A 26,597-nucleotide genomic window follows, 5' to 3' on the forward strand; every position below is an offset into this window, starting at 1 on the left:
AACAAAATAAGGAAAATAGAGAATGGCTAAGGGGCAATCTTTGCAAGATCCGTTCCTAAACGCGTTACGTCGTGAAAGGGTTCCGGTTTCCATTTATTTGGTCAATGGCATCAAATTACAAGGTCAAATCGAATCATTTGATCAATTTGTTATTTTACTGAAAAACACAGTAAGCCAAATGGTATATAAGCATGCTATTTCTACTGTAGTACCTTCTCGTCCTGTATCTCACCATAGTAATCAAGGGGGTAATACAGGCCTAGGTAATTACAATACAGGTAATGTGGCAGTTCCACAGGATAGTGATGCGACTGAATAATACAGTTAATTATCTGAACAAAAAAATACAGATAAAGGGAACTTTATCTGTATTTTGCCTGTTTGGTATTTTTTAAGTCTAAGGAGTTGTACTTTTGTTTGATAGACATGAAGGTGGGGAATTAGCTGTTCTTGTGCATGTTTTTTTCGCTAATGAAAAAGATACTGAAAACCTCATTGAATTTGAATCATTAGTCATCTCTGCGGGCATTAAGCCAGTACAGATAATCACAGGTAATCGCAAATCACCCCAGGCTAAATATTTTGTTGGCGAGGGTAAAGCGGAAGAAATCGCGGCAGCAGTTAAAGTCAGTAATGCCGATGTGGTTCTTTTTGATCATACTTTAAGCCCTGCCCAGGAAAGAAATCTTGAGCGATTATGTCAGTGTCGAGTTATTGATCGTACGGGTTTAATTTTAGATATATTTGCACAGCGCGCCCGAACCCATGAAGGTAAACTACAAGTTGAATTAGCTCAGTTAAGGCATATTTCTACCCGTTTGGTACGTGGTTGGACTCATCTTGAACGACAAAAAGGGGGGATCGGCCTACGTGGACCTGGTGAAACTCAACTTGAAACGGATCGTCGATTGATCCGAGGTAAAATTCGGCAAATCCTTTCTCGGTTGGCAAAGGTTGAAAAGCAGAGAGAGCAGGGTAGACAAGCAAGAAGTAAAGCGGGTATTCCCACCATATCATTGGTAGGTTACACTAATGCAGGCAAGTCTAGTCTGTTTAATCAAATGACAAAGTCTGAAGTGTATGCTGCAGATCAATTATTTGCGACGTTAGATCCTACATTACGGCGTATTGATATAGATGATGTTGGAGCGATAGTGTTGGCTGATACTGTCGGTTTTATTCGTCATCTTCCTCACGATCTTGTTGCTGCATTTAAAGCAACATTGCAGGAAACACGTGAAGCCAGTTTATTATTACACGTTGTTGATGCTGCGGATAACCGTATGGAAGAAAATATCCAAGCAGTTGAAAGTGTATTAGAAGAAATTGAGGCTAATAAAATTCCAGCACTGTTAGTCATGAATAAAATTGACATGTTGAATGGATTTATCCCCCGTATTGATCGCGATGAGAATAATGTCCCTATTCGGGTCTGGCTCTCAGCCCAAACCGGTGAAGGAATTCCATTATTATTACAGGCGCTGACAGAACGTCTTTCTGGTGAAATTGCACACTATGAATTGCGATTACCGCCAGAAGCGGGTCGTTTACGCAGTCGGTTTTATCAACTTCAGGCAATCGAGTATGAAGAAATGGATATAGATGGCAGTATCATGCTTGAAGTGAAGCTGCCTATTGTTGACTGGCAAAGACTTTGTAAGCAAGAACAACCTTTACTTGAGTACATTGTTAAGTCAACATATTGAATGTGGTCAATAAATTGAACAAATTAAGAGTAAATATTTTACTCTTAGCCCTGAAAAACCAATCATAACGAATGGAGCTATAACATGGCGTGGAATCAGCCCGGTAATAACGGACAGGACCGCGACCCGTGGGGAAGCAGCAATAGCGGCAACTCCAGTGGTAAGAAAGGTAATCGGAAAAAAGGGACAACTGATCTTGATGATCTGTTCCGCAAGTTAAGTCGCAAACTTGGTGGTTTAGGTGGGAATAATAAAGACAGGAATGGTTCGAGTAATCCAAATGGCATCAATATAAACGGCCGTTTTATCGCAATTATTATTGCAGCAATTGTGATTATTTGGGCTGCAAGTGGTTTTTATACGATAAAAGAGAGTGATCGTGGCGTTGTATTTCGTTTTGGTAAATATAGCCATACTGTTGAACCGGGTTTAAATTGGAAGCCAAATTTTATTGAAAAAGTCATTCCGGTTAATGTTGAAACCATACGTGAACAAGCGACTAGTGGTATGATGTTAACTTCGGATGAAAATGTTATTCAAGTAGAAATGAACGTCCAGTATCGAGTAACGGATCCTGCTCAATATTTATTTAATGTTACTAACCCCGATAATAGTTTACGTCAGGCAATAGATAGCGCAGTACGTGGAATTATTGGTCAATCAGCAATGGAACAGGTGCTGACGACGAAACGTGCTTTTATCCGTGATGAAACACAAAAAGAGTTAGAAAATACGATAAGACCTTATAATATGGGTATAACGATATTAGATGTTAACTTCCAAGCTGCTCGTCCACCGGAAGCGGTTAAAGCGGCATTTGATGATGTTATTGCAGCAAGAGAAGAAGAGCAGAAGACCATTCGTGAAGCGCAAGCTTATCGTAATGAAGTCCTACCATTAGCGAAAGGTAATGCGCAGAAATTGATTGAAGAAGCGACTGCTTATAAGTCAAGTGTGGTTTTCAAGGCTGAAGGTGAAGTAGCCAGTTTTGCCAAAATGTTGCCGGAATATCGAGCGGCTCCTCAAATTACTCGTGAGCGTTTATATATTGAGACAATGGAGCGGGTACTAGGTAATACGCGTAAGGTCATTGTTAACGACAAGAGCAATAGTATGTTAGTGTTGCCGTTAGAGCAAATTCTACGCAATGGAAGCAAAAATAATGCAGCAGATGTACAAAAAATAACGCCACCAAAAGTTATTCAGCAATCAGATATTTCTACTGAATCGCCTTATTCGTATAGCTATGGAACGCGGGATAATGCTCGAGGCAGTAATTCAGCTCGTGTAGGGAGACAATAATCATGCGTAAATCAGTGATTGTTATTATTGTTGCTGCATTAGTTGTGTTGTATATGTCAATTTTCACAGTTCAACAGACAGAGAGAGGCATCATTCTACGCTTTGGTAAGGTGGTACGTGATGGTGACAATAAACCTATTATTTATGAGCCAGGTTTGCATCTCAAAATACCATTTATTGAAACGGTAAAAATGTTGGATGCTCGTATTCAGACATTGGATGTTCAGGCAGATCGCTATCTGACTAGAGAAAATAAAGATTTAATGGTTGATTCTTATTTAAAATGGCGAATTACTGATTTTAGTCGTTACTATGTTGCGACCGGTGGCGGCAATCCTTATCAAGCTGAAACCTTACTGAAACGTAAATTTAGTGATCGGCTGCGTTCAGAATTTGGCCGTTTAAATGTGAAAGATATTATTACTGATTCTCGCGGACGCTTAACCGTCGATGTACGTGATGCACTTAATAAAGGTTCAGATACTGAAGCGACAAAAGAGGCTGATCAGGCTATTGCCTCGGCAGCAGCCCGTTTTGATAAAGAGATCAAAGGTAATTCGCCAGTTGTGAATCCAAACAGCATGGCGGCATTAGGGATTGAAGTTGTCGATGTTCGTATCAAACGTATTGAATTGCCAAGTGAAGTTTCGGAAGCGATATATCAGCGTATGCGTGCTGAACGAGAGGCTGTAGCGCGTCAGCATCGTTCACAGGGTCAAGAAGAAGCAGTGAAGATCCGTGCTGCAGCAGATAAAACCGTGACCGAAACATTGGCTGAAGCGGAGCGCACTGCGTTGAGATTACGCGGTGAAGGTGATGCGATGGCGACTAAACTATTTGCTGATGCATTTAATCAAGATCCTGATTTCTATGCTTTCATTCGTAGCTTACGGGCATACGAGAAGAGTTTTAGTAAAAATGGTGATGATGTGATGGTATTAAGTCCAGATACAGATTTTTTCCGCTACATGCGAGCACCAACTAAACAAAGAGCGGTACAGTGATCATTTAAAAAATAAGCAAAATGATTGCCAAATGACTCTGGATAAGCCCGCATTAGGCGGGCTTTAATGTGTTAAGATTGTGATGAAAAGAGGTATTGGTATTATAAAAATTGCTGGCAGCTAATGATTGAAATGGTAGAATTCTTTTTTAAGCAATCGAGTGAATTTTGAAATGGGTAAAAACGTTGTCGTATTAGGTACTCAGTGGGGTGACGAAGGTAAAGGCAAAATAGTCGATTTACTAACTGAACGCGCTAAGTATGTTGTTCGTTATCAAGGTGGCCATAATGCTGGTCATACTCTTGTGGTAAATGGTGAAAAAACTGTACTCCATCTTATCCCATCAGGTATTCTGCGTGAAAATGTCATAAGCGTCATTGGCAATGGTGTCGTGTTAGCACCTGATGCATTAATGGATGAAATGAAAAAATTAGAAGCGCGTGGCGTGCCAGTGCGTGAACGACTCAAAATTTCAGCAGCTTGTCCATTAATCTTGCCCTACCACGTTGCTTTAGATAACGCGCGTGAAAAAGCGCGCGGCGCGAAAGCGATAGGCACGACCGGCCGGGGCATTGGACCGGCTTATGAAGATAAAGTTGCCCGCCGTGCAATACGTGTTGGTGATCTGTTTAATAAAAAAACGTTTCCAGTCAAACTTAAAGAAATTGTTGATTACCATAATTTTCAATTAGTGAATTATTATAAAGCGCCTGCAATCGATTACCAAAAAACATTAGATGATATTATGGTTATTGCCGATATTTTGACGGCGATGACCGTTGATGTTGCTGATTTGTTATATAAAGCGCATCAAAAAGGCGAATTAGTGATGTATGAAGGGGCACAGGGAACATTGCTGGATATTGATCATGGTACCTATCCCTATGTGACTTCATCAAACACAACGGCGGGTGGTGTTGCTACAGGCTCTGGCTTAGGTCCGCGCTATATTGATTATGTTTTAGGCATATTGAAAGCTTATTCTACCCGTGTTGGTGGAGGTCCTTTCCCAACCGAGTTATCCGATGAAACGGGCGAATACCTGCGTGAAAAAGGGCAGGAATTTGGTGCAACAACCGGTCGTTGCCGCCGTACCGGCTGGTTAGATATTGTTGCTATTAACCGAGCTGTTCAAATCAATTCACTTTCTGGTTTCTGTTTAACTAAATTAGATGTATTAGATGGTTTGGATGAAGTGAAACTTTGTATTGCTTATCGCAAACCAGATGGGACTGAATTGACAATAACACCATTAGCGGCAGAGGAATGGGAAGGTTTAGAGCCGATATATGAAACGTTACCAGGCTGGAGTGAAAGTACTTTTAGGGTAAAAGAATATAATCAATTACCTAAAGCAGCAATTGATTATATTAAACGGATTGAGGAATTAACCGGCATCCCGATAGATATTATTTCGACCGGGCCTGATCGTGCTGAAACAATGATATTACAAGATCCTTTTGATGTATAATTTTACCTCTAAATAATATCGCTCAATGAGTGACGCCTGAACATTCAGGCGTTATTTTTATATCGATTAATTCATGTTACCGAATTTACTGAGCAATTTTGCTTAATAGGATGAAAATTTACATAATAGATATAACCAAATGAATTAATGTCAAAAAAGTGTCCTTCCATTTTTGTTTTATAACCAGAGGTTGATGTGCAGTTAACAAGTTTTACAGATTATGGCTTAAGAGCATTGATTTATATGGCGTCATTACCTAAGGATAAAATGACTAATATTACTGAAGTCACTAATGTTTACGGTGTCTCACGTAACCATATGGTAAAAATTATTAATCAATTAAGCCGAGTTGGACTTATTGCTGCGGTGAGAGGCAAAAATGGGGGTATTTATTTAGGCAAGCCAGCTGATCAAATTCGGATCGGTGAGGTTGTTCGTCTGTTAGAGCCCCTGGCATTAGTCAATTGCTGTAGCGATTATTGCCATATTACCTCTGCTTGTCGATTAAAACAGATATTAAATCAAGCGATTGATCATTTTTTAAATGAATTAGATAAATATACACTGGCTGATCTAATAAAAAATAACGAGCCACTGTATAAGTTACTGTTAAAATAAACAATAGACCTAGTGTATTTGTAGGTATATTAATCGATATAGTAGCGGAGGTGGGTGATGGCAAAAGATCCATATAAAGACCGAGAGGCTGAGAAATATCATTCACCAATTGCAAGTCGTGAATATATCTTAGAGGTATTAGCAAAATTTACTACACCTGTGAGTCGACAGGAAATCGCTCGAATATTAAAGTTAACCAAAGAAGAAGAATTAGAGGCCTTGCGTCGCCGTTTACGTGCTATGGAACGTGATGGACAATTAGTATTTACTCGTCGTCAATGTTATGCCTTACCTGAACGCCTTGATTTACTCAAGGGTTCTGTTATTGGTCATCGTGATGGTTTTGGTTTTTTACGCGTAGAAGGGCAGAAAGAAGATTTTTACCTCTCTTTGGAAGAAATGAGAAAAGCGCTGCATGGTGATGTTGTGCTAGCTCAGCCATTGGGCAAAGATCGGCGTGGACGTACAGAAGTTCGCATTGTTCGAGTGCTTGTTCCACGCAATAATCATATTGTAGGACGTTATTTTTTAGAATCTGGCATGGGATATGTAGTTCCTGATGATAGTCGCCTATCTTTTGACATTTTGATCCCTAAAGAACAGGTTAACGGTGCCAGGATGGGAAATGTGGTTGTCGTTGAGATGACAACCAGGCCAGCACGCCATACTCAGGCAGTAGGCAATATTGTTGAAGTATTAGGCGAAAGCATGGGTACTAACATGGCGGTAGAGATTGCATTAAGAACCTATGAAATCCCTTATCGTTGGCCGCCACAAGTTGAGAAACAAGTTGCTGATTTATCCGAACAGATCCCTGCTTCAGCAAAGAAAGGGCGAGTAGATTTATGTCATCTACCTTTAGTCACGATTGATGGTGAAGATGCCCGGGATTTTGATGATGCAGTTTATTGTATGCCAAAAGAAGACGGTGGTTGGTGCTTGTGGGTCGCAATTGCAGATGTTAGTTATTATGTACGACCACAAACGGCTTTGGATAATGAAGCGGTTAGTCGGGGAAATTCAGTCTATTTTCCATCACGGGTGATCCCCATGTTGCCTGAAATTCTTTCTAATGGATTATGTTCATTAAACCCTGAAGTCGAAAGACTTTGCATGGTATGTGAAATGCAGTTATCGGCGGAGGGGCAAATTACTTCATCTAAATTCTATGAAGCGGTGATGCGTTCTCATGCCAGATTGACTTATACCAAAGTTTGGAAAATTTTACAGGGTGATGAACAATTACGTCAACATTATCAAGATCTAGTGCCACATCTAGAACAACTTCATCGATTATATCAAGCGTTAGATAGCGCGCGCGTGAAACGAGGCGCTATCTCTTTTGAATCTGAAGAAGCAAAATTTATTTTTAATGCAGAAAAACGCATTGAACGGATAGAGCCGGTTGAACGGAATGATGCGCATAAATTAATTGAAGAATGTATGATTTTAGCCAATATCGCTGCCGCACGTTTTGTTGAGCGGAATAAAGAACCTAGCTTGTACCGTGTCCATGATAGGCCCAAACAAGAGAGTATTGTAAACTTACGGACGGTATTTAGTGAATTGGGTTTGACATTGCCGGGTGGTATGAAACCTCAGTCGGCTGATTATGCCAAAATCATGGACGAAGTCGCCGAACGTCCGGATCATGAATTGCTGCAAACAATGATTTTGCGTTCAATGAAACAGGCTATTTATGATCCTGAAAATAGAGGACATTTTGGCTTAGCATTAAAATCTTATGCTCATTTCACTTCACCGATTCGTCGTTATCCTGATTTAGCCCTACATCGTTCGATTAAATATCTTTTATCTGCACTACATGGAAACAATCAACATCGCTCGACGCCAACCGGTGGTTGGCATGCTGATACTAATGAAATGTTGCAATTAGGTGAACGTTGTTCAATGACAGAACGGCGGGCTGATGAAGCGACAAGAGATGTTGCTGATTGGTTGAAATGTGATTTTATGCAAGATCAAGTTGGCAATGTATTTACTGGCATTATTACCAGTGTCACTGGTTTTGGTTTTTTTGTCCGTTTAAAAGATCTTTTTATTGATGGTTTGGTGCATGTCTCTTCACTGAATAATGATTACTATCGCTACGATAATGTAGGACAACGACTTATTGGTGAGTCTTCGGGTATGGTTTATCGCCTTGGTGATGAAGTTGAAATTAGCGTTGAAGCGGTACATATGGATGAGCGCAAGATCGATTTCGCGTTGATATCAACTTTACGCAAGGCAAAAAATCCAGGTAAGACAGCAAAAGAAAAAGCCAAAAAGCAATTTAAAAAAGCAATTTCAACTAATGGCCAGCTAGATCACAGCCAAGACAAAAATTTTGAATCTAATAGTGCATTTGTTAAACCTAATAAGAAAGGCAGCAAGAACGCTAAAAAAGCAGATAAGAAAGGGAAAAAGGTTTCTGATAAGAGCACAAAAATTACTGCAAAATTGAAAGCAAAAAAGGTGCGCAAAAAAGCACAAAAAAAATCTTAGTTATTTTTATTAATGTTTTTTCATTGGCAGTGGTTGACTATCTTTAAGAGTTATTTAAGTAATTGATAAATTTATGAGTGAAATTATTTATGGTATTCATGCAGTGCTTGCACTGCTGGAACGCGATCCTTCGCGTTTAAAACAAGTTTATATACTCAAAGGGCGTGAAGATAAACGTTTATTGCCGATTATTCATCAGCTTGAAAAATTGGGGATTATCATCCAGTTAGCTAATCGTCAATGGATGGATAGGCAGACAGAAAACGCTGTTCATCAAGGTATTATTGCCCAGGTAAAACCTGGGCGGCAATATCAAGAGAGTGATTTAGATATTATTATTTCTCAGGTGCAATCACCCTTTTTGCTTATATTAGATGGTATTACCGATCCACATAACTTAGGTGCTTGTTTACGTAGTGCAGAAGCCGCCGGTATTGATGCGGTTATTGTACCAAAAGATAAATCTGCTCAGCTCAATGCCACCGCTAAGAAAGTTGCCTGTGGCGCAGCAGAGAGTATGCCATTAATTCGGGTTACCAATCTTGCACGGACGTTACGTCACTTGCAGCAGCAGCATATCTGGATTGTTGGTACCGCAGGTGAAGCCAATCATACTTTATATGAGAGTAAATTAACCGGGGCTATTGCATTGGTGATGGGCGCAGAAGGTGAAGGTATGCGTCGATTAACAAGGGAACATTGTGATGAACTGATTAGTATTCCAATGGCAGGTGTGGTTTCGTCTCTAAATGTTTCTGTTGCGACGGGTGTTTGTTTGTTTGAAGCAGTACGTCAACGGCGTAGTCAGTGAGAAAAACGCCAGATCATTGATAATCTTGGCAGATTACCGGCTTCAATTCAATATGCGATAAGTGATGATTTAATCTAATACTTGAGTTTTAACTAAAGGATAGGTATAGTTACGCGTCAATTTTTCAGCCGCAATTAAATAAGTTCCTTGCCTCCATGGGATGCGGTTGACCCTGACAGGAGGCTGATTAATCCGTAAGGAGCAAAACTCATGCGTCATTACGAAATCGTTTTTATGGTTCACCCGGACCAGAGCGAGCAAGTTGCAGGTATGATTGAGCGTTATAGTGGTTCTATTACCGAAGCGCAAGGTCAAATCCATCGCTTGGAAGACTGGGGTCGCCGTCAATTGGCTTATCCAATCAATAAATTGCACAAAGCACACTATGTTCTGATGAATGTTGAAGCGCCGCAAGAAGTGATTGATGAGTTAGAAACAAACTTCCGCTTCAATGATGCCGTTGTCCGCAGCATGATTATGCGTGTTAAGCATGCGGTTACTGAAGCTTCTCCAATGGTTAAAGCCAAAGACGATCGTCGCAGTCGTGATTTGGTTGATGAAGACCTGGAAGGAATTGAGGGAGCTGAGGATTCTGAAGAGTAATTTTGGTTGTGAATACTAATCGATTGGTGCTGTCAGGCAAAATTTGTAATGCACCGATAAGAAAAGTCAGTCCAGCTGGAGTTCCACACTGTCAGTTTGTGCTAGAACATCGTTCACAGCAGCAGGAGGCCGGTTTTGATCGGCAAGTATGGTGTAGAATAACCATTATCGCCAGCGGACAAAAATTACAACAGTTTACTCACAGTATAACGGTCGGTAGTCGGATCACTGTTATAGGTTTCATTAGCAGCCATCAGGGCGCTAATGGCTTGAATAAATTAGTGCTTCATGCCGAGCAGATTGAATTGATAGATTCTGGAGACTAGCCAAATGGCACGTTATTTCCGTCGTCGTAAGTTCTGCCGTTTCACAGCGGAAGGCGTTCAAGAGATTGATTATAAAGATATCGCAACGCTAAAAAACTATATCACTGAAAGTGGTAAAATTGTACCAAGTCGTATTACTGGTACTCGTGCAAAATACCAGCGTCAGCTCGCTCGTGCGATCAAGCGCGCGCGTTACCTGTCTCTGTTGCCATATACTGATCGTCATCAGTAATTGGTATAGTCCATTAACGACTTAGAGAGGATAAGGTAATGGAAATTATTCTACTGGATAAAGTAGCAAACCTGGGTAGCCTGGGTGATCAAGTTGATGTTAAAGCGGGTTATGCGCGTAACTTTTTAGTTCCACAGGGAAAAGCTGTTCCTGCAACTAAAAAGAATGTTGAATTTTTTGAAGCACGTCGTGCTGAATTAGAAGCTAAATTAGCCGACGTTCTGGACGCTGCAAAAGCGCGCGCTGAGAAAATTAATTCATTAGCAACAGTAACCATCGCTTCTAAAGCTGGTGATGAAGGTAAACTGTTTGGTTCTATCGGGACTCGTGATATTGCTCAGGCAGTCACAGCTGCCGGTGTCGAGGTTGCGAAAAGCGAAGTTCGCTTACCAAATGGTGTATTGCGTACTGTTGGTGAACACGAAGTTCATTTCCAAGTGCATAGTGATGTATTTGCAAAACTGAATGTGAATATTATTGCTGAATAATTGCTTTCTGAATTATCAGGCACAAATAAAAACACCAGCCAATGCTGGTGTTTTTATTTCTATTTTTGTGGGCTAAATCATCATTGCAATCAATTAATAGTATAAAGTTAATAACTTTACATTAGTATATCTGCTACAGTTAAGGGAATTTCTGGTTGGTAGTAGATAATTTTAATTCATGAAATTGCCACTGTTCATCAATTATTATTTATAAATATTATTTTTGGAATAAAGTCTATTTTTCAAATTAAAGTCCGATCTGTCGGTTTTTAGTATTAAAAAATTAATGAATTGATATAAAATTATAATATTATTTTTGACTAAAATTATTTTATACGGTTATTTACCGGTTTATTTGTGACTGTTATTCTTTATTATTATTTAATAAATAGGTGCTGTTATGACAGATCAGGCATTTGATTCAATTGAAACTCAGGCAAGTTATGGCATTGGTCTTCAAGTTGGTCAACAGCTTTTAGAATCAGGTCTGGAAGGCATTCAGCCAGAAGCTTTACTTGCGGGCTTATGTGATGCATTAGATAGTAAAACGCCAGTTGTTCCTATTCAAGCCTTGCATAGAGCATTACGTGAAATCCATGAACGTGCGGATGCGCAGCGGCGTAAATTCCAGCAAGCGTCGGCAGTTGAAGGACAACAGTTTCTGCATAACAACCAGCAACGTGAAGAAGTCAAGACGACAGAATCAGGATTACAATTTAGTATATTAAAACAAGGTGAAGGACCGATCCCGGCTAAAGCAGATCGGGTTCGTGTGCATTATACTGGTCGATTAATCGATGGTACGATTTTTGATTGTTCAAGGGAACGAGAACAACCAGCAGAATTTCCTGTTAACGGTGTTATTCCTGGCTGGATTGAAGCGTTGACATTGATGCCTACTGGCTCAAAGTGGGAACTTTATATTCCACATAATTTGGCTTATGGTGAACGTGGTGCTGGCGCCGCTATTCCGCCTTTTAGCACGCTAATTTTCGAAGTTGAATTACTCGAGATTATATAATTAAGTTTTACTTTTCATCGAATTAGTTGGTTTATAAATAAGCTAATCCAATAAATAATTTATGCCGTTTTCCGAGATATATTATGCTTGAGCAAATATGTGATTTGGCAAAAGAAGCGGGTAGAGCAATTATGACTATCTACGAAAGTGGACAACAGCTTTCTGTTAAGCACAAAAAAGATAGCTCACCGGTGACTGAAGCCGATCTCATTGCTCACCAAATTATTAAAACTGGATTGGCAAGTATAACACCGCACATTCCACTACTCTCTGAAGAAGCTCCACCGGCTTGGCAAGAGCGTTGTCATTGGGAGTGTTATTGGTTAGTCGATCCACTTGACGGAACTAAAGAGTTTATTCAAAGGAATGGTGAATTTACCGTTAACATTGCTTTGATCAAATCGGGTTCTCCTGTTATGGGAATTATTTATGCGCCAGCAAAAAATGCGCTTTTTGCTAGTGAGCATGGCAAGGCATGGAAAATAGTGGATGGTGTAAAACAATCACTTCATGTTGCTAATGGGTATCCCCCGCTGATTATCATTAGCCGCTCTTATCAGGATAAAGAATTGGCCGATTATTTAGCGCAATTGGGGCAGCATGAAGTTATGGTGATGGGCTCTTCATTAAAATTCTGCCTCATCGCTGAAGGTAAAGCACAGCTTTATCCGCGATTTGGACCCACTCATATTTGGGATACTGCCGCAGGACATGCGATCGCCCAGGCGGCAGGTGCTAAAGTGACAGATTGGTATGGTAGAACATTAGACTATTCCCCTAGAGAATCATTTATTAATCCGGGATTTAGAGTGTCAATATTCTGATGGTTTAATTAATTATTTTTTAATTGTGTTTCAATCAGTTTGATAACTTTGTTTGTCTCTTCAGATGTTAGTGCGCCATCTTTAGCAAATAATACATTACCATTTTTATTTAATACGATGATGGTAGAACTCTTGGGTTTTAGCCGCCAGGTTTTTTTAACTACACCATTATTATCAACAATGATTTGAGAAAACGGGAATTCTCGTTTGCTGTCTTCAATACTACTGCGGACAAAAAAACCGGTTCCAAGGATTGTATCATCAGTATTTATTATTGTCGTTGTCTGATATTTTTTCTGATCAAATTTCTGTTGTTTAATTGCCTCTATTAATGGTTCATTGAGCTCTTTAGCGGAAAGACGCCCGGCAATATGTAGAATTGTTCTTACTTTGCCAGCAAGTCCTTTGCTGCTCCAATCTTGATAAATCAGCTTACCATTTTCGTTCAACAGCAGTTCACCTCGATCGGTAACAGTTACAGTAGGCACTGGCTTATTGATTTCGAATGTAGCAGTTAAGGCAGAGATAGGGAGAGTTAATAAAATTACTATTGCTATGATCTTTTTTAACATAGTGCTCCTCGTTAATTTTTTCTAAACTGGTTATTGATGATTGTCATCGTTTATTAGCATAGTCAATCTTAAATATAATGTCTTTACTACAGAGAGCGGCTCTAGCACATACAGCAAAAGTTGTTAAGACATCAAATGAAAAATATTGTAATAATTATTCAAAACTATTTAACCAGTTATCATGTTATGTAAAATCGTTAAATCTTATTGGAAAAGGAGAACTAAAGCTTGTAACGAGAGTCTATGACTATAAAATGTGTCATGAATCACATTTTTGTGACTTCAAGATCAACAAAGGGGAGGAAAAAGTTGAATGAAGATTTTTCACCGTTATAACCCACTGAAGATTGCGCGTTACGTTAAAATATTATTTCGTGGTCGATTGTATATCAAAGATATGGGAGTATTTGAATTTGACAAAGGAAAGATATTACCCCCTAGAATTAAAGATAAGCGGCATTTCAACATAATGAATGAAATTAATAAAGAAGTCCTTATCCTCCAGACAGAAATAGGTTAACTCGTCTGATAAGTGGTGCGCCACATCCTCAGTGGCGCAAATAAAATATTAATTAATCATGACATAACGGTTTTAATACATAAGTTTTGCTTCAGAACAGATTAGCAAAAAGTATTTTACCATTCCTCATTCTACTCGCTTCATGTTAGATTGGATGTTTAGCAACCGCATTTTATTTTGTGGCTGGCATTTGATAATTTGGTTTTGGCTATGCAAACAGCGATGTTTTGATTGCGATAAAGATTATAATTTTGAAGAAAATTAAATTTATATGTACATTTTTGTTAAAAGATTGAAGTAGTATAGATAACTTATCAGCTTATCAACACTAGTTGATGGAACATATCAATCTCAAAGAAGAGAAAGGTTTTCTCCTATGCAAAAAACTGTGTTAGCACTACTTATTAGTCTGTCTGCTCTGACAACTTCCTCCTTTGCTGTTGCCCAAGGCGTTACTTACGGCGAACAAAAAATCACACTGACTGATTCCATTTCTCCAGGTAATGATTTTTATCAGTATGTTAATCAGGATTGGATAACCCATGCAAAAATCCCAGCTGGAATGTCACGCATTAATTCCTTTGTTGAGTTATATCTCAAAACAGAAAAACAGCTGCAAGCACTGATAAATAAACTTGAAGTTCAACCGGAAAATGAGCTTAATCATAATCAACGCAATATTCGTAATCTTTATCGCAGCTATTTGAATGAAACGGCGGTTGAAAAAGCAGGTTTAATGCCGGTACAAAATGCGCTTAATAATATCAAGCAGGCAAGAACTCATGCTGATATTACTAATCTAATGGCAAAACCGGGTTATATGCCATTTATTTCCTATTGGGTTGGGTTGGATGCAAAAGTACCTGATACTTATGTTCTTTATCTAGGACAAGGGGGTTTAGGCTTACCTAATAGAAATTACTATCTGGATAAGACTAAACAGATGGAGACTATCCGTCAGGATTATGTCGCTTATATTGCCACTATTTTACAATTAGCTGGAGAAAAAGAAACGCAATTAAAGGCTAAACAAATTTTTGCGTTAGAAAAATCGTTGGCAAAAGTCCATTGGACACCAGAAGCTGCACGTGAAACGTTGAAAAATTATCATCCAATGTCGCTTAGCCAACTGAACAAGTTTACGCCAGATTATCAATGGCAAGGTTTTATTCAACAATGGAAACTTTCAGAAGAACAACTGGCCAAAGTTATCGTAGAAAATGACAGTGCAGTTCAGCAACTGGCTAAAATATTGTCTAATACCCCGGTATCTACCTTACAAAACTATTTACTTTTCCATTATCTGAGTAGTAAAGCCAATTACCTGAATGAAGCTTTTTCTGATGCTCGATTTAATTTTTATTCAAGCCAATTAAATGGTATTAAACAACAGCGTTCTCGTAAAGAACGAGCATTAGAAATTGTTAATAAACTACAAGGGGAACCATTGGGGCAGCTTTATGTTGCAACTTATTTTGATCCTGAGGCTAAAAATAAGATCCAAAATTTGGTGAGCTATGTCAAAGGGACTTTTAAAACCCGTTTGCAAAATAATGACTGGATGGATAAACAAACCCGCCAGGAAGCACTAAAAAAGCTTAACCAATTTACCGTTAAAATTGGTTACCCTGAAAAATGGCATGATTTTAGTACGCTGCACTTGCAACCAGACACATTATTCGACAATTATCTGCAAGTACAAAACTGGCTCTATCAAGATAATATGAGCAGGATCGGTGAAAAAGTCAGGAAGTGGGAATGGGGGATGACGCCACAAACAATTAATGCTTACTATAATCCCGTTCAAAATGAAATTGTTTTCCCGGCAGCTATTTTGCAAGCGCCATTTTTTGATCAAAAAGTTGATCCTGCTTATAACTATGGTGCCATTGGTGCTGTGATCGGGCATGAAATGGGACATGGCTTTGACGATCAAGGCCGTCTTTATGACGGAACTGGGCAATTAAGAAACTGGTGGTCAGCGGCTTCACAGCAGCATTTTAAAGAAAAAACCGCCAAACTTATTAAGCAGTATAATGGGTTTAAAATTGATGGTTTAACGGTTAACGGTGAACTCACTCTAGGTGAAAATATTGGTGATCTCGGTGGGTTAAATATTGCCCTCAATGCTTATAAGCAATTTTCTAAAGAACATTATCCGAATGGTGAACCGCCGATTATCGATGGAATGACGGGGTTACAACGCTTCTTTATCGCTTGGGCGAGAACTTGGCGGGAGTTAGCGAATAAAGAGTCCGAGCGTAATAAGATTATGACTGATCCCCATAGTCCGAATCCCTATCGTGCCAATGGCGTGGTACGTAATATGGATGATTGGTATGCAGCCTTTAAGGTAGAAAAAGAGCATAAGCTTTATTTGGCACCTAAAGAGAGGATCCATATCTGGTAGACTTCAATATCAGGCTCTAAAGCATAGAGCCTGATAAACTTGCTGCTTTTGGGTAATAACATTAGTAAGCACTTCATTTGTATAATCGCAAACATAAATGATATGCGACATTCAACTATGAGGTGAATTAATAATGGATAAATCAATCACCGTTGCCTGTGTACAGGCAGCTCCGGTATTTATGGATTTGGCAGGAACTATCGATAAAACTATCGATTTAATAAGAGAAGCGGCACGTAAGGGGGCAGAACTGATCGCTTTTCCGGAAAATTGGCTACCTGGTTATCCCTGGTTTCTTTGGTTGGACTCACCTGCCGCATTAACCCCACTGGTTTATCAATATTATCAAAATTCTTTAGTATTAGGCAGTGAACAAGCAAAGCGTATCGCTTCGGTTGCTAGAGAGAATAATATTTGGCTGCTATTGGGTTTGAGTGAAAGAGATCATGGTACGCTTTATATGGCTCAATGGCTTCTCAGTAATACTGGAGAAACGATCGGTGTGCGGCGAAAACTTAAACCGACCCATGTGGAGCGCACTCTATTTGGTGAAAGTGATGGTTCATCGCTAAAAACATTTACCACTCAGTTAGGCGTGATTGGGGCATTGTGTTGTTGGGAACACATTCAACCATTAACGCGATATGTTATGTATGCTCAGCATGAGCAAATTCATATTGCGGCTTGGCCTAGTTTTAGCCTTTATCGCGATGCAACAGCGGCTTTGAGTCCGGAAGTTAATGTCGCGCTTTCACGATCCTATGCAGTTGAAGGGCAATGTTTTGTTATTGCGCCGTGTGCTATTGTGTCAGAGCAGATGATTGAACAGTTATGTACAGATGAGACTAAGCGGAACTTGTTAAAAGTAGGTGGTGGTTATGCGCGTATATTTGGTCCTGATGGCAGTGAGCTAACAACACCTCTGGCAGAAAATGAGGAAGGACTACTGTTGGCTACGCTCGAACCAGCCGCAATTACTTATGCCAAAGCAATCGCTGATCCGGTCGGCCATTATTCACGCCCAGACGTGACTTGCTTACTATTTAACCCTGCGGCTAACCTTCCGTTAGCAACTAAAACGGCTTCCTTTATTGCCTTAACAGATACAAAACAGATTGTATTGCCCGGGAATGAAGAAGTTCAGACTAATTAGAATATTCAGACTATTATTTGAATAGATGTAATGATGAATTCTAATATATCCACTTGACCGCATTTAGCTGTTTTAGCAATGATATAATTACCAAATTTTGTGGTTACTTGGTAATTATTTTTCAGTCTACCCCCTATTTATATCCCTTTCTAAAATTTTTATGAAAAGAAATTTTTTGCATTTCGTTTTTTCGAAAGAAAGTTGCTATTTTTAATAAGGTATTTGGTACAAAAATTTTGGCTTAACGGTATAAAAATAAATAACCAATAGTGTTATTAGTTAAAAATGTTTTAGCATGCTATTCAACTACTGTTATTGCGCCTAAATCGAGAGTTAAAGATTGCATTATTTATTATTAATATCTTGTATATCTTGTTTAATTTAACCAAAATGAGTGAGTTTTTATCGTTATTTTCCATTAGGAGTTGGCGTGCCAAGATATTCTTTGCTTTGTTTTCTTTGTATGTCGATGGTAGTGCCTATTGCCAATGGTGCCAATCTTCGTTTAAAAGTTGAGGGTTTGACAGGAGAACTTGAAAAAAACGTTCGTATTCAGCTCTCGAGTATCACTCAGGATGAAATTGCCACTGATGGTCGTTTTCGCGTGAGAGTTGATAAAGCAATTCGTTTAGGGTTAAGGCCGTTAGGTTATTATGAACCCACTATTGAATTTTCTTATCAGGAATTTCAACCACCTTCTCGACCCGTTTTAACCGCGAAAGTTGATCCTGGAAAACCGGTTCATGTGGCAGATGTAAAGATAACACTAAAGGGAGCGGCCAAATATGATAAAGACTATGCGGAAATGATAGCCCGTAATACGCCCCCAAAAGGAATTATTCTTAATCATGGCGATTATGAAGATTTGAAACAGGGCTTTAGTCGCCTGGCAGTCCGTAAAGGTTATTTTGATGCAGAAATGGAAAAAAGCCAGTTAGGTGTCTCATTAGCTCATCGAGCTTCTTACTGGATATTTGATTTCAATAGTGCTGAGCGTTATCGTTTCGGCGCTATCAAATATGAAGGCGCACAAATTCGCGAAGATTATTTAAATAATATTGTTCCTTTTAAGCAAGGAGACTATTACGCTTCTGAGCAATTGGCTGAATTCAATCAACGGTTAGTCAGTACGGGTTGGTTCAATTCCGCCATTGTTACACCTGATATTAATAAAGCACGTGAGAAAGGCACGCATATTCTGCCAATGGATGCAGTACTAACGCCTCGTGCGCGTAATCATGTTGAATTAGGTGGTGGTTATTCCACCGATGTAGGACCTCGAGTCAAAGCTACTTGGAATAAACCTTGGATTAATTCTAGAGGACAGAGCTTTACTTCCAGCCTTAGTCTTTCTCAACCTGAACAAATTATTGATGCAAGTTATAAAATTCCACTCAAAAAGAGTCCCTTAGAACAATATTATGCCGTTCAGGCCGGTTTCAAACGTACTGACTTAAATGATACCCAGTCTGATACGACAACCCTCAATTTATTAAGGAATTGGGATTATTATCAAGGTTGGCAATATGGTGTTAATTTGCGCTGGAGTCTAAGCCATTTTACCCAGGCAAATGTAACCAATACTACTATGTTGTTGTATCCTGGCGTCAGTCTTAGCCGCATGCGACAACGAGGTGGCGCTATGCCCTATTGGGGGGATAGCCAGCGATATACTATTGATATTTCTAATACTACCTGGGGTTCAGATATCGATTTTATTGTATTACAAGCGCAAAATGTTTGGATAAGAACACCCTGGAAAGGGCATCGTTTTGTTGTAAGAGGCCATCTGGGTTGGATAGAAGCTAATCGATTTGACAAAGTCCCTCCCGATTTACGTTTTTTTGCTGGTGGTGATCGCAGTATTAGAGGTTATGGTTATCAAAAAATTTCCCCTACTAATGACCAAGGAAAATTGACCGGTGCTTCCAAATTAGCCGTCGGCTCACTGGAATATCAATATAATGTGACGGGCAACTGGTGGGGTGCCATATTTGTTGATGGTGGTGAGGCAGTCAATGATTTTAATAAGGATGATTTTAAAGTCGGCGCTGGCGTTGGTATTCGCTGGGTTTCACCAGTTGGGCCAATTAAACTGGATATTGCTGCACCGGTTGGTGATCCTGATCATAGCAAAGTACAATTTTATATTGGATTAGGTGCTGAGCTATGAAATGGATAAAAGGTATTAGTCTGGCTCTATTGTTTTTGTTATTAATATTATTAACGATGATTGGTTGGATAGTTACCACACAATCAGGCTTACATTTTGCCCTTAATACAGCCGTGCGTTGGTTGCCAGGATTAGAAATTGCGACCATTTCCGGCGGCTGGAGTGATTTGAATTTGCAAGGAGTTCGTTATCGAACCAAGGGTATTAATGTTGATGTTGATAAATTTAATCTTTCACTCCAAGTTAACTGTTTAAAACGTTTTCAATTGTGCGTTAATAATATTTCAACTGAAGGCGTCAATGTTAAGATTGATAGCAAAGCCTTTCCATCAGCCAAAGAGCAAGCCAGCTCAAAACCCTTAACTAAATCGTCGACGCCTTATCCTATTTTATTAAATCAGTTAATCTTAAAAAATATCAGTATCCAGCTTGATAACACCCAGGTTTCACTGGCTGAATTAACCATGGCAGCTGATTGGCAAGCTAATCTATTGACAATTAAACCAACGACAATTAATGGATTAGTGATTAATTTGCCAAAAACCTCAGTGGCAGCAAATAAAGCGACAGAAAAAACAGTGACAAAAACCCCTAATGAGGTAGCAGATAAAACACCTGCTGAAACATTAAAAGCCCTGTTTGCTGAGCCCTTATTGGCTAAATTACCTGAAGTCGTGTTGCCTATTGATATTAATATTGAGCAGATCCGAGGGATAAACTGGCATTTAGCTGGTGATACTAAAGTAGTGATTGAGAATTTGACATTAATAGCTAGCGTACAAAATCAGCAGATAGCTATTAAGCAATTTGATGTTGTGGCGCCTGAAGGCAAGATTACTCTCACCGGTGATGCTAATTTGGTTCAGCAGTGGCCGGTCAATATAACCGCTCAAGCCGTATCCTATCTGGATAATCTTAAAGGCCAACAAGTTAATTTGAAACTAGAAGGGGCTTTATTACAACAGCTTAAATTAATGTTAAGTTTAACAGGTCCCATCAAGGCTAATTTGGTCACAGAAGTAGCCTTATCACAGGCAGGATTGCCAATTCAATTAACCCTAGAAAGTCAGCAACTAAATTGGCCACTGCAAGGCGAGCCCAAATATAGTTTAAAGGATCTGCGTTTACGTATGAATGGTAAGATGATGGGTTATGATCTCTCATTGCGAACCAATATTGATGGACGGGATGTGCCACCGACCTTATTAACGCTTGATGCTAAAGGGAATGAACAACAGTTTCGTTTAACGAGTTTGCGATTGAATGCATTGCAGGGAAAAACAGAATTAAGCGGTATTATTGATTGGAGTAAAGCAATAAGTTGGAATGGGTTATTAACTTTATCCAATATTAATACCGCAAAACAGTGGCCACAATGGCCAGCTAAATTGCAGGGCAAAATCGTCATGACAGGTAGTGTACATGGGGGTAGCTGGCAATTAAAAGTCCCTGAAATTACCTTGGATGGTAATGTAAAAGGTAATTTATTACGCACCCGCGGACAGATAAGCGGCAATGCCGCAGGTCAATGGAACATTCCCGTGTTCAATATTTTACTCGGCCGCAACAAATTAGCTATTAATGGACATGTGAATAACAAATGGCAACTGGATGGAATAGTTGATGCACCTGGTCTCGATGGTGTATTACCTGGTTTAGCGGGTGTCATAAAGGGACAATTAAAATTACGAGGTGATTTAAAGTCACCACAATTAATGGTTGATCTCGCAGCTCGTAAGGTTAAATGGCAAAATAACTTAGCTATTGATAAAGCAATTATTCAAGGTGATATCCGTTCTGATAAACAGATCCATGGTCAGTTAACCGTTGCTATTCATCAGTTGAAACAGGCAGATTTAGTTGTGCACAATTTCAACCTAGATGCTAAAGGTGATGAACAACAGCATAGCGTTAAAATGATTATCGATGGGAAACCCATTTCGGGTCATTTAACCCTAAAAGGCCGTTTTGATCGACAGAAAGCGTTATGGCAAGGCATGTTAGATAATACATTATTTAATACACCGATTGGTGAATGGCAATTAAGTCGGCCAGTAGCGATTGAGTATGCTAATCAACAACAGGAAGTCACGCTGTCCCCTCATTGCTGGTTAAATACTAAAGGGCGTTTTTGTCTGTCTAAAACGGCTAAAATTGGTAAATCAGGTAATGTAGATATTCTACTACAGCAGTTTGATTTAGCGCTGCTCAAACCCTTTTTGCCCGCTGAAACTCAACTCACTGGCAGTTTTGATGGTGATGCAAAAGTGAGTTGGTATGCGGATGGTCGTTCGCCTCAGGCAAAAGTAAATTTGCTTGGCAATGGTGTGAAAATCAAGCAATTGATTGAAGGATCATGGTTACCCGTTGAATTTCAAACGCTAACATTAAATGCAGACATGAGTAATGGTAAGGCGGTATTACAGTGGTTAATACAAATTAACAATAATGGTAAATTTTCAGGCAATATACGGATTGACGATCCGGAACAAAGTCGTAAATTATCAGGTAGTGTTAATATTGAAAATATTACATTAGCATTAATTCGTCCAGTTCTAAGTAAAGGTGAAGGGTTAGATGGCAATCTGAATGCCGATTTAAGGTTAGCTGGCAATATGAAGCAGCCGCTATTAAATGGTAATTTGGCACTTTCTAATGTGACAGCAAAAGGACACTGGTTTCCATTTGATATCAATCAGGCTTTCCTCAAACTGAATTTTATGGGAACTCATTCTCAATTAACAGGACGTATTAATACACCAGAAGGTTATTTAAAGTTAACCGGAGAGGCGGATTGGCGTAATATTAAAGCTTGGCAAGCGAGAGTTTCCGCCACAGGTAATAAATTGCGGATAACATTACCGCCAATGGTTCGTATTGATGTGGAACCGGATATTGTTCTTGAAGCTACACCTAATTTATTAAGTCTCAATGGTAATGTAAATATTCCTTGGGCACGGATTACGGTACAAGAATTGCCGGAATCAGCAGTAGGCGTTTCATCAGATGAAGTGATGTTAGACGCAAATTTGCAGCCAATAGAGAAAAAAGGTATATCAATACCAATCTTAACTAATCTACAGATTAAAATTGGCAATGATGTTCGTCTGGATGCATTTGGTTTAAAAGCTCGATTAACAGGAATGTTAAAAGTTATCCAAGATAAACAAGGATTGGGTTTAAATGGCCAGATTAATATTCCTGAAGGACGATTTCATGCATATGGGCAAGATCTTATTGTACGGAAAGGACAAATTTTATTTTCTGGTCCCATTGATCAGCCATTCTTAAATGTAGAAGCGATCCGCAATCCAGAGAGTACCAATGATAATGTGATTGCGGGTGTAAGGGTTACAGGTTTGGCTGATAAGCCAAAAGCAACGATTTTCTCTGAGCCAGTTAAATCGCAGGAAGAAGCGCTATCTTATTTGCTTAGAGGTGAAGGGTTAGATAGTAGTGGTGCAGATAGTACCCATATGGCTGCTTTGCTGATTAGTATGGGAGTTTCCAAAAGTGGAAAATTATTGGGAAGTATTGGTGAAACATTTGGCGTTTCCGACTTAGCATTAGATACTCAGGGGGTTGGTGACAAATCTCAAGTTGTAGTGAGCGGTAAGATAACTAATGATTTGCAAGTTAAATATGGTGTAGGGATATTTAATTCTCTTGCTACATTAACGCTACGCTATCGTTTGATGCCAAAATTGTATCTAGAAGCTGTGTCTGGCGTTGATCAGGCACTCGATCTGCTTTATCAGTTTGAGTTTTAATTATGCGTATAATTGTTTATGGTAGTTTAAGACGTAAACAGGGAAATCATCATTGGATGACCTATGCTCAGCTGTTAGGAGAGTATAGGTTGGAAGGTTATGAGATTTATGACTTAGGTTATTACCCTGCAGTAATACGTGGTGAAGGGACGATAGAATGTGAAGTTTATCGTATTACACCGTCGATTTTGACTGAGCTTGATGAATTAAAAAGGAATTCCCAAGATTATGAGAGAGAGTTGATATCTACACCTTATGGTAATGCATGGATCTATCTTTATAAACTTCCGGTAGATGGTTTACGGCGAATTGAAAGTGGTGATTGGCTAAAACGTGATGGAAAAAGCAAATAAATTTTTCTAACTAGATCCCATTTATTAATAAAGGGGATCTGTTAAATCTATATGATGTTTATTTTTTAGCTGCGCGTTCAAAAGAAGAAAGAATTTCAGCTTTTGCCGCATCAACATTTTCCCAACCTTCCACTTTTACCCATTTGCCTTGTTCTAAATCTTTATAGTGTTCAAAGAAATGTTTAATTTGAGCGCGTAATAATTCAGGCAAATCGTTAATATCTTTAATGTGATCATATTCTTTAGTTAATTTAGAATGAGGCACAGCAACTAATTTTGCATCTTCACCGGATTCATCGGTCATTTTTAATACACCGATTGGGCGACAACGGATTACTGCTCCTGGTTGTAGCGGATATGGTGTCGGAACCAAAACATCAACAGGATCGCCATCTAGTGAGAGAGTATGATTGATATAACCATAATTACAGGGATAAAACATAGCAGTCGACATAAAACGATCGACAAAGATGGCGCCGGATTTTTTATCTACTTCATATTTTATCGGATCAGCATTGGCTGGAATTTCTATAATGACATAGATATCTTCAGGCAGTTCTTTCCCTGCCGGTACGTTATTTAGGCTCATAAAAAATGTCCTTTATTTAAAGCTAAAAATTGACTAGCGGCTATTATAGCCGTAAACGAAAGAAAAACTCACTATCAGATAGGATCTTATTATAAAAATAATCTTAACAATAAAGGCCGGATCGATTGCCTTTATTGTGTTGATAGGGCGTTATTCATTAACTGAAAACTCAAGCATAAAGCTTTCTGCTTTCTCTACCATAGATTTTGTTCCAACGAAGAAAGGTACACGTTGATGTAGCTGTTCTGGAACAATATCTAAAATCCGATTAGTACCATCACTTGCTTTACCTCCCGCCTGTTCGGCTAAAAAGGCGATTGGATTACATTCATATAGCAAGCGTAATTTACCTTTAGGATGACTTGCTGTACTTGGATAAATATAAATACCACCTTTTAGTAAATTTCGATGAAAATCTGCCACTAGAGAGCCAATATAACGGGTGGTATAAGGGCGAAATGTAGCGGGATCTTGTTCCTGGCAATATTTTATATATTTTTTTACCCCTAATGGAAATTTACTATAATTTCCTTCATTGATTGAATACATATTACCTTGTGTCGGAAACATTACTTTTTCGTGAGATAGACAGAAGACGCCCAGAGAAGGATCATAGGTAAAGGCATGCACGCCATAACCGGTTGTATAGACCAGCATGGTTGAAGAGCCATACACAACGTAGCCGGCTGCGACTTGTTGATGGCCCGGTTGTAAAAAATCTGCTTTAGTAACCGGTTGCCCAATCGGTGTAATGCGGCGATAAATAGAGAAAATAGTTCCTACAGAAACATTTACATCAATATTTGATGAACCATCTAATGGATCCATTAATACAACATATTTGGCATTTTCTGCCCGATCACCATCAAAAATAACGATTTCGTCTTCTTCTTCAGAGGCAATGCCAGCAACCTCTCCTCGCGCTTTCAAAGCAGCTTTTAATTTTTCATTCGCGTATAGATCAAGTTTCATTTGAACTTCACCTTGAACATTAGAGGCACCACTTACGCCTAAAATATCCACCAAGCCGGCTTTGTTAATATCGCGGTGAATGATTTTTGCACCTAATTTAATTGCTGACAATAATGCAGTAAGTTCACCAGTAGCATGAGGAAAATCATGTTGTTTTTCAACGATAAATTCGTCTAATGTTTTCATGACCAAGATCCTGAGTCAAATTTTATAGAAGTTTTTTAAGGAATTGTGTTCCTTGTGTGCGTGCAGTTTAGCCAAATTAGGCCAAGATTAATAGTTGGATTATTTTTGTTAGTTAAGATAGCAATTCATTTCATATTATCGCGCTAATCAGCGCGATAACTTTGACTTTTACAACTCTTGTTCAAATAAATTTAAGATGGCTTCATAAAGTCGTTTGGTGGTAAATCCCAGAGTTGGGGTAGAAAAAATAGTATCATCGCCAGCGATGCTACCTAAAATTCCTTCTGAAGTTCCTAAAGAATCCAATAAACGAGCAATGAGTTGTGCAGCGCCAGGACTAGTACGAATAACTACAATTGATTCATTGTAATTAACATCTAATACCAAATTTTTTAGCGGGCTAGTTGTTGTAGGAACTACCAGTTCAGCGGGTAGGCAATAAACCATTTCCATTTTAGCATTACGGTTACGCACCGCGCCAAACTTAGTCAGCATTCTAGAAATTTTTGATTGGTTTATATTTTCAAAGCCTTGCTCTTGAAGTGCTATAACAATCTCACTTTGTGAACTAAATTTCTCTTCCTTGAGCAGAGCTTTAAAAGCTTTCACGAGATCTTCTTGTTTAGAAGAAGCATACATAAATCACCTTTTTCAAGACGTTAAGTAGGGCGATATTATGTATAAAGGTGAATTTTTATGCAACAAGGAGTCTAGCTATAGTGCTATGAAAATAATAAAAATAGCAATAATAAAAATTATTTGTTAGTTATTTGTCTACTTTGTGGAAATTGAAGATAATTTTTTGTTTAAAAATGATGTTAATTGTAAAAATCACCCTTGTGTCTATACCTTATGCTGCTACCTAAGCAATATTAAAAAAGTGTCCCTTATCGCATTAGTCGGTAAGGATTTTATTTAAAATGAAAGAAAAAATTTACAAGTCTTATCTATTAACAACTATTAATCGTAATTAATAGACTGTCGT

The 26,597-nt window shown here is 38.9% G+C and carries 24 protein-coding genes; 20 read left to right on the forward strand and 4 right to left on the reverse strand.

Annotated elements, in window-relative coordinates:
* Positions 1–22 precede the first annotated feature (22 nt).
* The 14 genes from hfq (at position 23) to cysQ (ending at position 12,914) form a co-directional block, all read left to right on the forward strand.
* Positions 23–319, forward strand: a complete 297-nt coding sequence (hfq, locus tag QE177_RS01120) for an RNA chaperone Hfq (RefSeq protein ID WP_026821863.1) — start codon at positions 23–25, stop codon at positions 317–319.
* 94 nt (positions 320–413) lie between these two features.
* On the forward strand, positions 414–1,706 hold the full coding sequence (gene hflX / locus QE177_RS01125; RefSeq protein ID WP_280550927.1) for a ribosome rescue GTPase HflX: 1,293 nt from the start codon (positions 414–416) through the stop codon (positions 1,704–1,706).
* 84 nt (positions 1,707–1,790) lie between these two features.
* Positions 1,791–3,008, forward strand: a complete 1,218-nt coding sequence (gene hflK, locus QE177_RS01130; protein ID WP_280550928.1) for an FtsH protease activity modulator HflK — start codon at positions 1,791–1,793, stop codon at positions 3,006–3,008.
* Positions 3,009–3,010: 2 nt separating this feature from the next.
* Positions 3,011–4,012 (forward strand): protease modulator HflC, encoded by a 1,002-nt coding sequence (gene hflC, locus QE177_RS01135; protein WP_225506817.1) that lies wholly within the window; start codon positions 3,011–3,013, stop codon positions 4,010–4,012.
* A 172-nt stretch (positions 4,013–4,184) separates the two neighbouring features.
* Complete coding sequence (locus QE177_RS01140) at positions 4,185–5,483, forward strand: adenylosuccinate synthase (protein ID WP_280550929.1); 1,299 nt, start codon at positions 4,185–4,187, stop codon at positions 5,481–5,483.
* Between the two features lie 195 nt (positions 5,484–5,678).
* Positions 5,679–6,101, forward strand: coding sequence for a nitric oxide-sensing transcriptional repressor NsrR (gene nsrR / locus QE177_RS01145; protein ID WP_280550930.1), 423 nt, complete (start codon positions 5,679–5,681; stop codon positions 6,099–6,101).
* Between the two features lie 57 nt (positions 6,102–6,158).
* The gene (gene rnr, locus QE177_RS01150; protein WP_280550931.1) at positions 6,159–8,609 is read left to right on the forward strand and encodes a ribonuclease R; all 2,451 of its coding nucleotides are present in this window, start codon (positions 6,159–6,161) and stop codon (positions 8,607–8,609) included.
* A 73-nt stretch (positions 8,610–8,682) separates the two neighbouring features.
* Positions 8,683–9,420, forward strand: a complete 738-nt coding sequence (rlmB, locus tag QE177_RS01155) for a 23S rRNA (guanosine(2251)-2'-O)-methyltransferase RlmB (RefSeq protein ID WP_280550932.1) — start codon at positions 8,683–8,685, stop codon at positions 9,418–9,420.
* Positions 9,421–9,630: 210 nt separating this feature from the next.
* Positions 9,631–10,023: a 30S ribosomal protein S6 gene (rpsF, locus tag QE177_RS01160; protein WP_026821855.1), complete on the forward strand. Its 393-nt coding sequence runs from the start codon at positions 9,631–9,633 to the stop codon at positions 10,021–10,023.
* A gap of 8 nt (positions 10,024–10,031) precedes the next feature.
* Positions 10,032–10,349: a primosomal replication protein N gene (gene priB / locus QE177_RS01165; RefSeq protein ID WP_026821854.1), complete on the forward strand. Its 318-nt coding sequence runs from the start codon at positions 10,032–10,034 to the stop codon at positions 10,347–10,349.
* Positions 10,350–10,353: 4 nt separating this feature from the next.
* Positions 10,354–10,581, forward strand: coding sequence for a 30S ribosomal protein S18 (gene rpsR, locus QE177_RS01170; protein ID WP_000135199.1), 228 nt, complete (start codon positions 10,354–10,356; stop codon positions 10,579–10,581).
* Between the two features lie 38 nt (positions 10,582–10,619).
* Complete coding sequence (gene rplI, locus QE177_RS01175) at positions 10,620–11,069, forward strand: 50S ribosomal protein L9 (RefSeq protein ID WP_280550933.1); 450 nt, start codon at positions 10,620–10,622, stop codon at positions 11,067–11,069.
* A gap of 400 nt (positions 11,070–11,469) precedes the next feature.
* A complete protein-coding gene (locus QE177_RS01180) occupies positions 11,470–12,090 on the forward strand; it encodes an FKBP-type peptidyl-prolyl cis-trans isomerase (RefSeq protein WP_280550934.1) in 621 nt (206 codons plus the stop codon).
* Between the two features lie 83 nt (positions 12,091–12,173).
* Positions 12,174–12,914: a 3'(2'),5'-bisphosphate nucleotidase CysQ gene (gene cysQ / locus QE177_RS01185; protein ID WP_280550935.1), complete on the forward strand. Its 741-nt coding sequence runs from the start codon at positions 12,174–12,176 to the stop codon at positions 12,912–12,914.
* 8 nt (positions 12,915–12,922) lie between these two features.
* Here cysQ and QE177_RS01190 read toward each other — a convergent pair whose 3' ends face one another.
* Positions 12,923–13,486, reverse strand: a complete 564-nt coding sequence (locus QE177_RS01190) for a YtfJ family protein (protein ID WP_280550936.1) — start codon at positions 13,484–13,486, stop codon at positions 12,923–12,925.
* A 313-nt stretch (positions 13,487–13,799) separates the two neighbouring features.
* On the opposite strand from QE177_RS01190, the gene QE177_RS01195 reads away from it, so the two are divergent.
* The 6 genes from QE177_RS01195 to QE177_RS01220 all read left to right on the forward strand — a co-directional run bounded on the left by QE177_RS01195 (position 13,800) and on the right by QE177_RS01220 (position 23,865).
* Positions 13,800–14,006, forward strand: a complete 207-nt coding sequence (locus tag QE177_RS01195) for a DUF1107 domain-containing protein (RefSeq protein WP_026821849.1) — start codon at positions 13,800–13,802, stop codon at positions 14,004–14,006.
* A gap of 376 nt (positions 14,007–14,382) precedes the next feature.
* Positions 14,383–16,416, forward strand: a complete 2,034-nt coding sequence (locus tag QE177_RS01200) for a M13 family metallopeptidase (protein ID WP_280550937.1) — start codon at positions 14,383–14,385, stop codon at positions 16,414–16,416.
* Between the two features lie 133 nt (positions 16,417–16,549).
* Positions 16,550–17,569 carry a carbon-nitrogen hydrolase family protein gene (locus QE177_RS01205; protein WP_280550938.1) on the forward strand — a complete coding sequence of 340 codons (1,020 nt, stop codon included), beginning with the start codon at positions 16,550–16,552 and terminating at the stop codon, positions 17,567–17,569.
* Between the two features lie 430 nt (positions 17,570–17,999).
* Positions 18,000–19,742, forward strand: a complete 1,743-nt coding sequence (locus QE177_RS01210; RefSeq protein WP_280550939.1) for an autotransporter assembly complex family protein — start codon at positions 18,000–18,002, stop codon at positions 19,740–19,742.
* Complete coding sequence (locus QE177_RS01215) at positions 19,739–23,512, forward strand: translocation/assembly module TamB domain-containing protein (protein WP_280550940.1); 3,774 nt, start codon at positions 19,739–19,741, stop codon at positions 23,510–23,512. The genes QE177_RS01210 and QE177_RS01215 overlap by 4 nt, the downstream gene beginning before the upstream one ends.
* Positions 23,513–23,514: 2 nt before the next feature.
* Entirely contained in the window at positions 23,515–23,865 is a 351-nt protein-coding gene (locus QE177_RS01220; RefSeq protein ID WP_026821846.1) for a gamma-glutamylcyclotransferase, read from the forward strand.
* Between the two features lie 58 nt (positions 23,866–23,923).
* Here QE177_RS01220 and ppa read toward each other — a convergent pair whose 3' ends face one another.
* From ppa to argR, 3 genes are all read right to left on the reverse strand, one after another.
* Positions 23,924–24,454 (reverse strand): inorganic diphosphatase, encoded by a 531-nt coding sequence (gene ppa, locus QE177_RS01225; protein ID WP_280550941.1) that lies wholly within the window; start codon positions 24,452–24,454, stop codon positions 23,924–23,926.
* A gap of 150 nt (positions 24,455–24,604) precedes the next feature.
* Complete coding sequence (fbp, locus tag QE177_RS01230; RefSeq protein WP_280550942.1) at positions 24,605–25,612, reverse strand: class 1 fructose-bisphosphatase; 1,008 nt, start codon at positions 25,610–25,612, stop codon at positions 24,605–24,607.
* A gap of 168 nt (positions 25,613–25,780) precedes the next feature.
* On the reverse strand, positions 25,781–26,251 hold the full coding sequence (gene argR, locus QE177_RS01235) for a transcriptional regulator ArgR (RefSeq protein ID WP_026821843.1): 471 nt from the start codon (positions 26,249–26,251) through the stop codon (positions 25,781–25,783).
* Between the last annotated feature and the right edge of the window lie 346 nt (positions 26,252–26,597).

The sequence above is a fragment of the Arsenophonus sp. aPb genome (assembly GCF_029873475.1).
GTDB lineage: Bacteria > Pseudomonadota > Gammaproteobacteria > Enterobacterales > Enterobacteriaceae > Arsenophonus.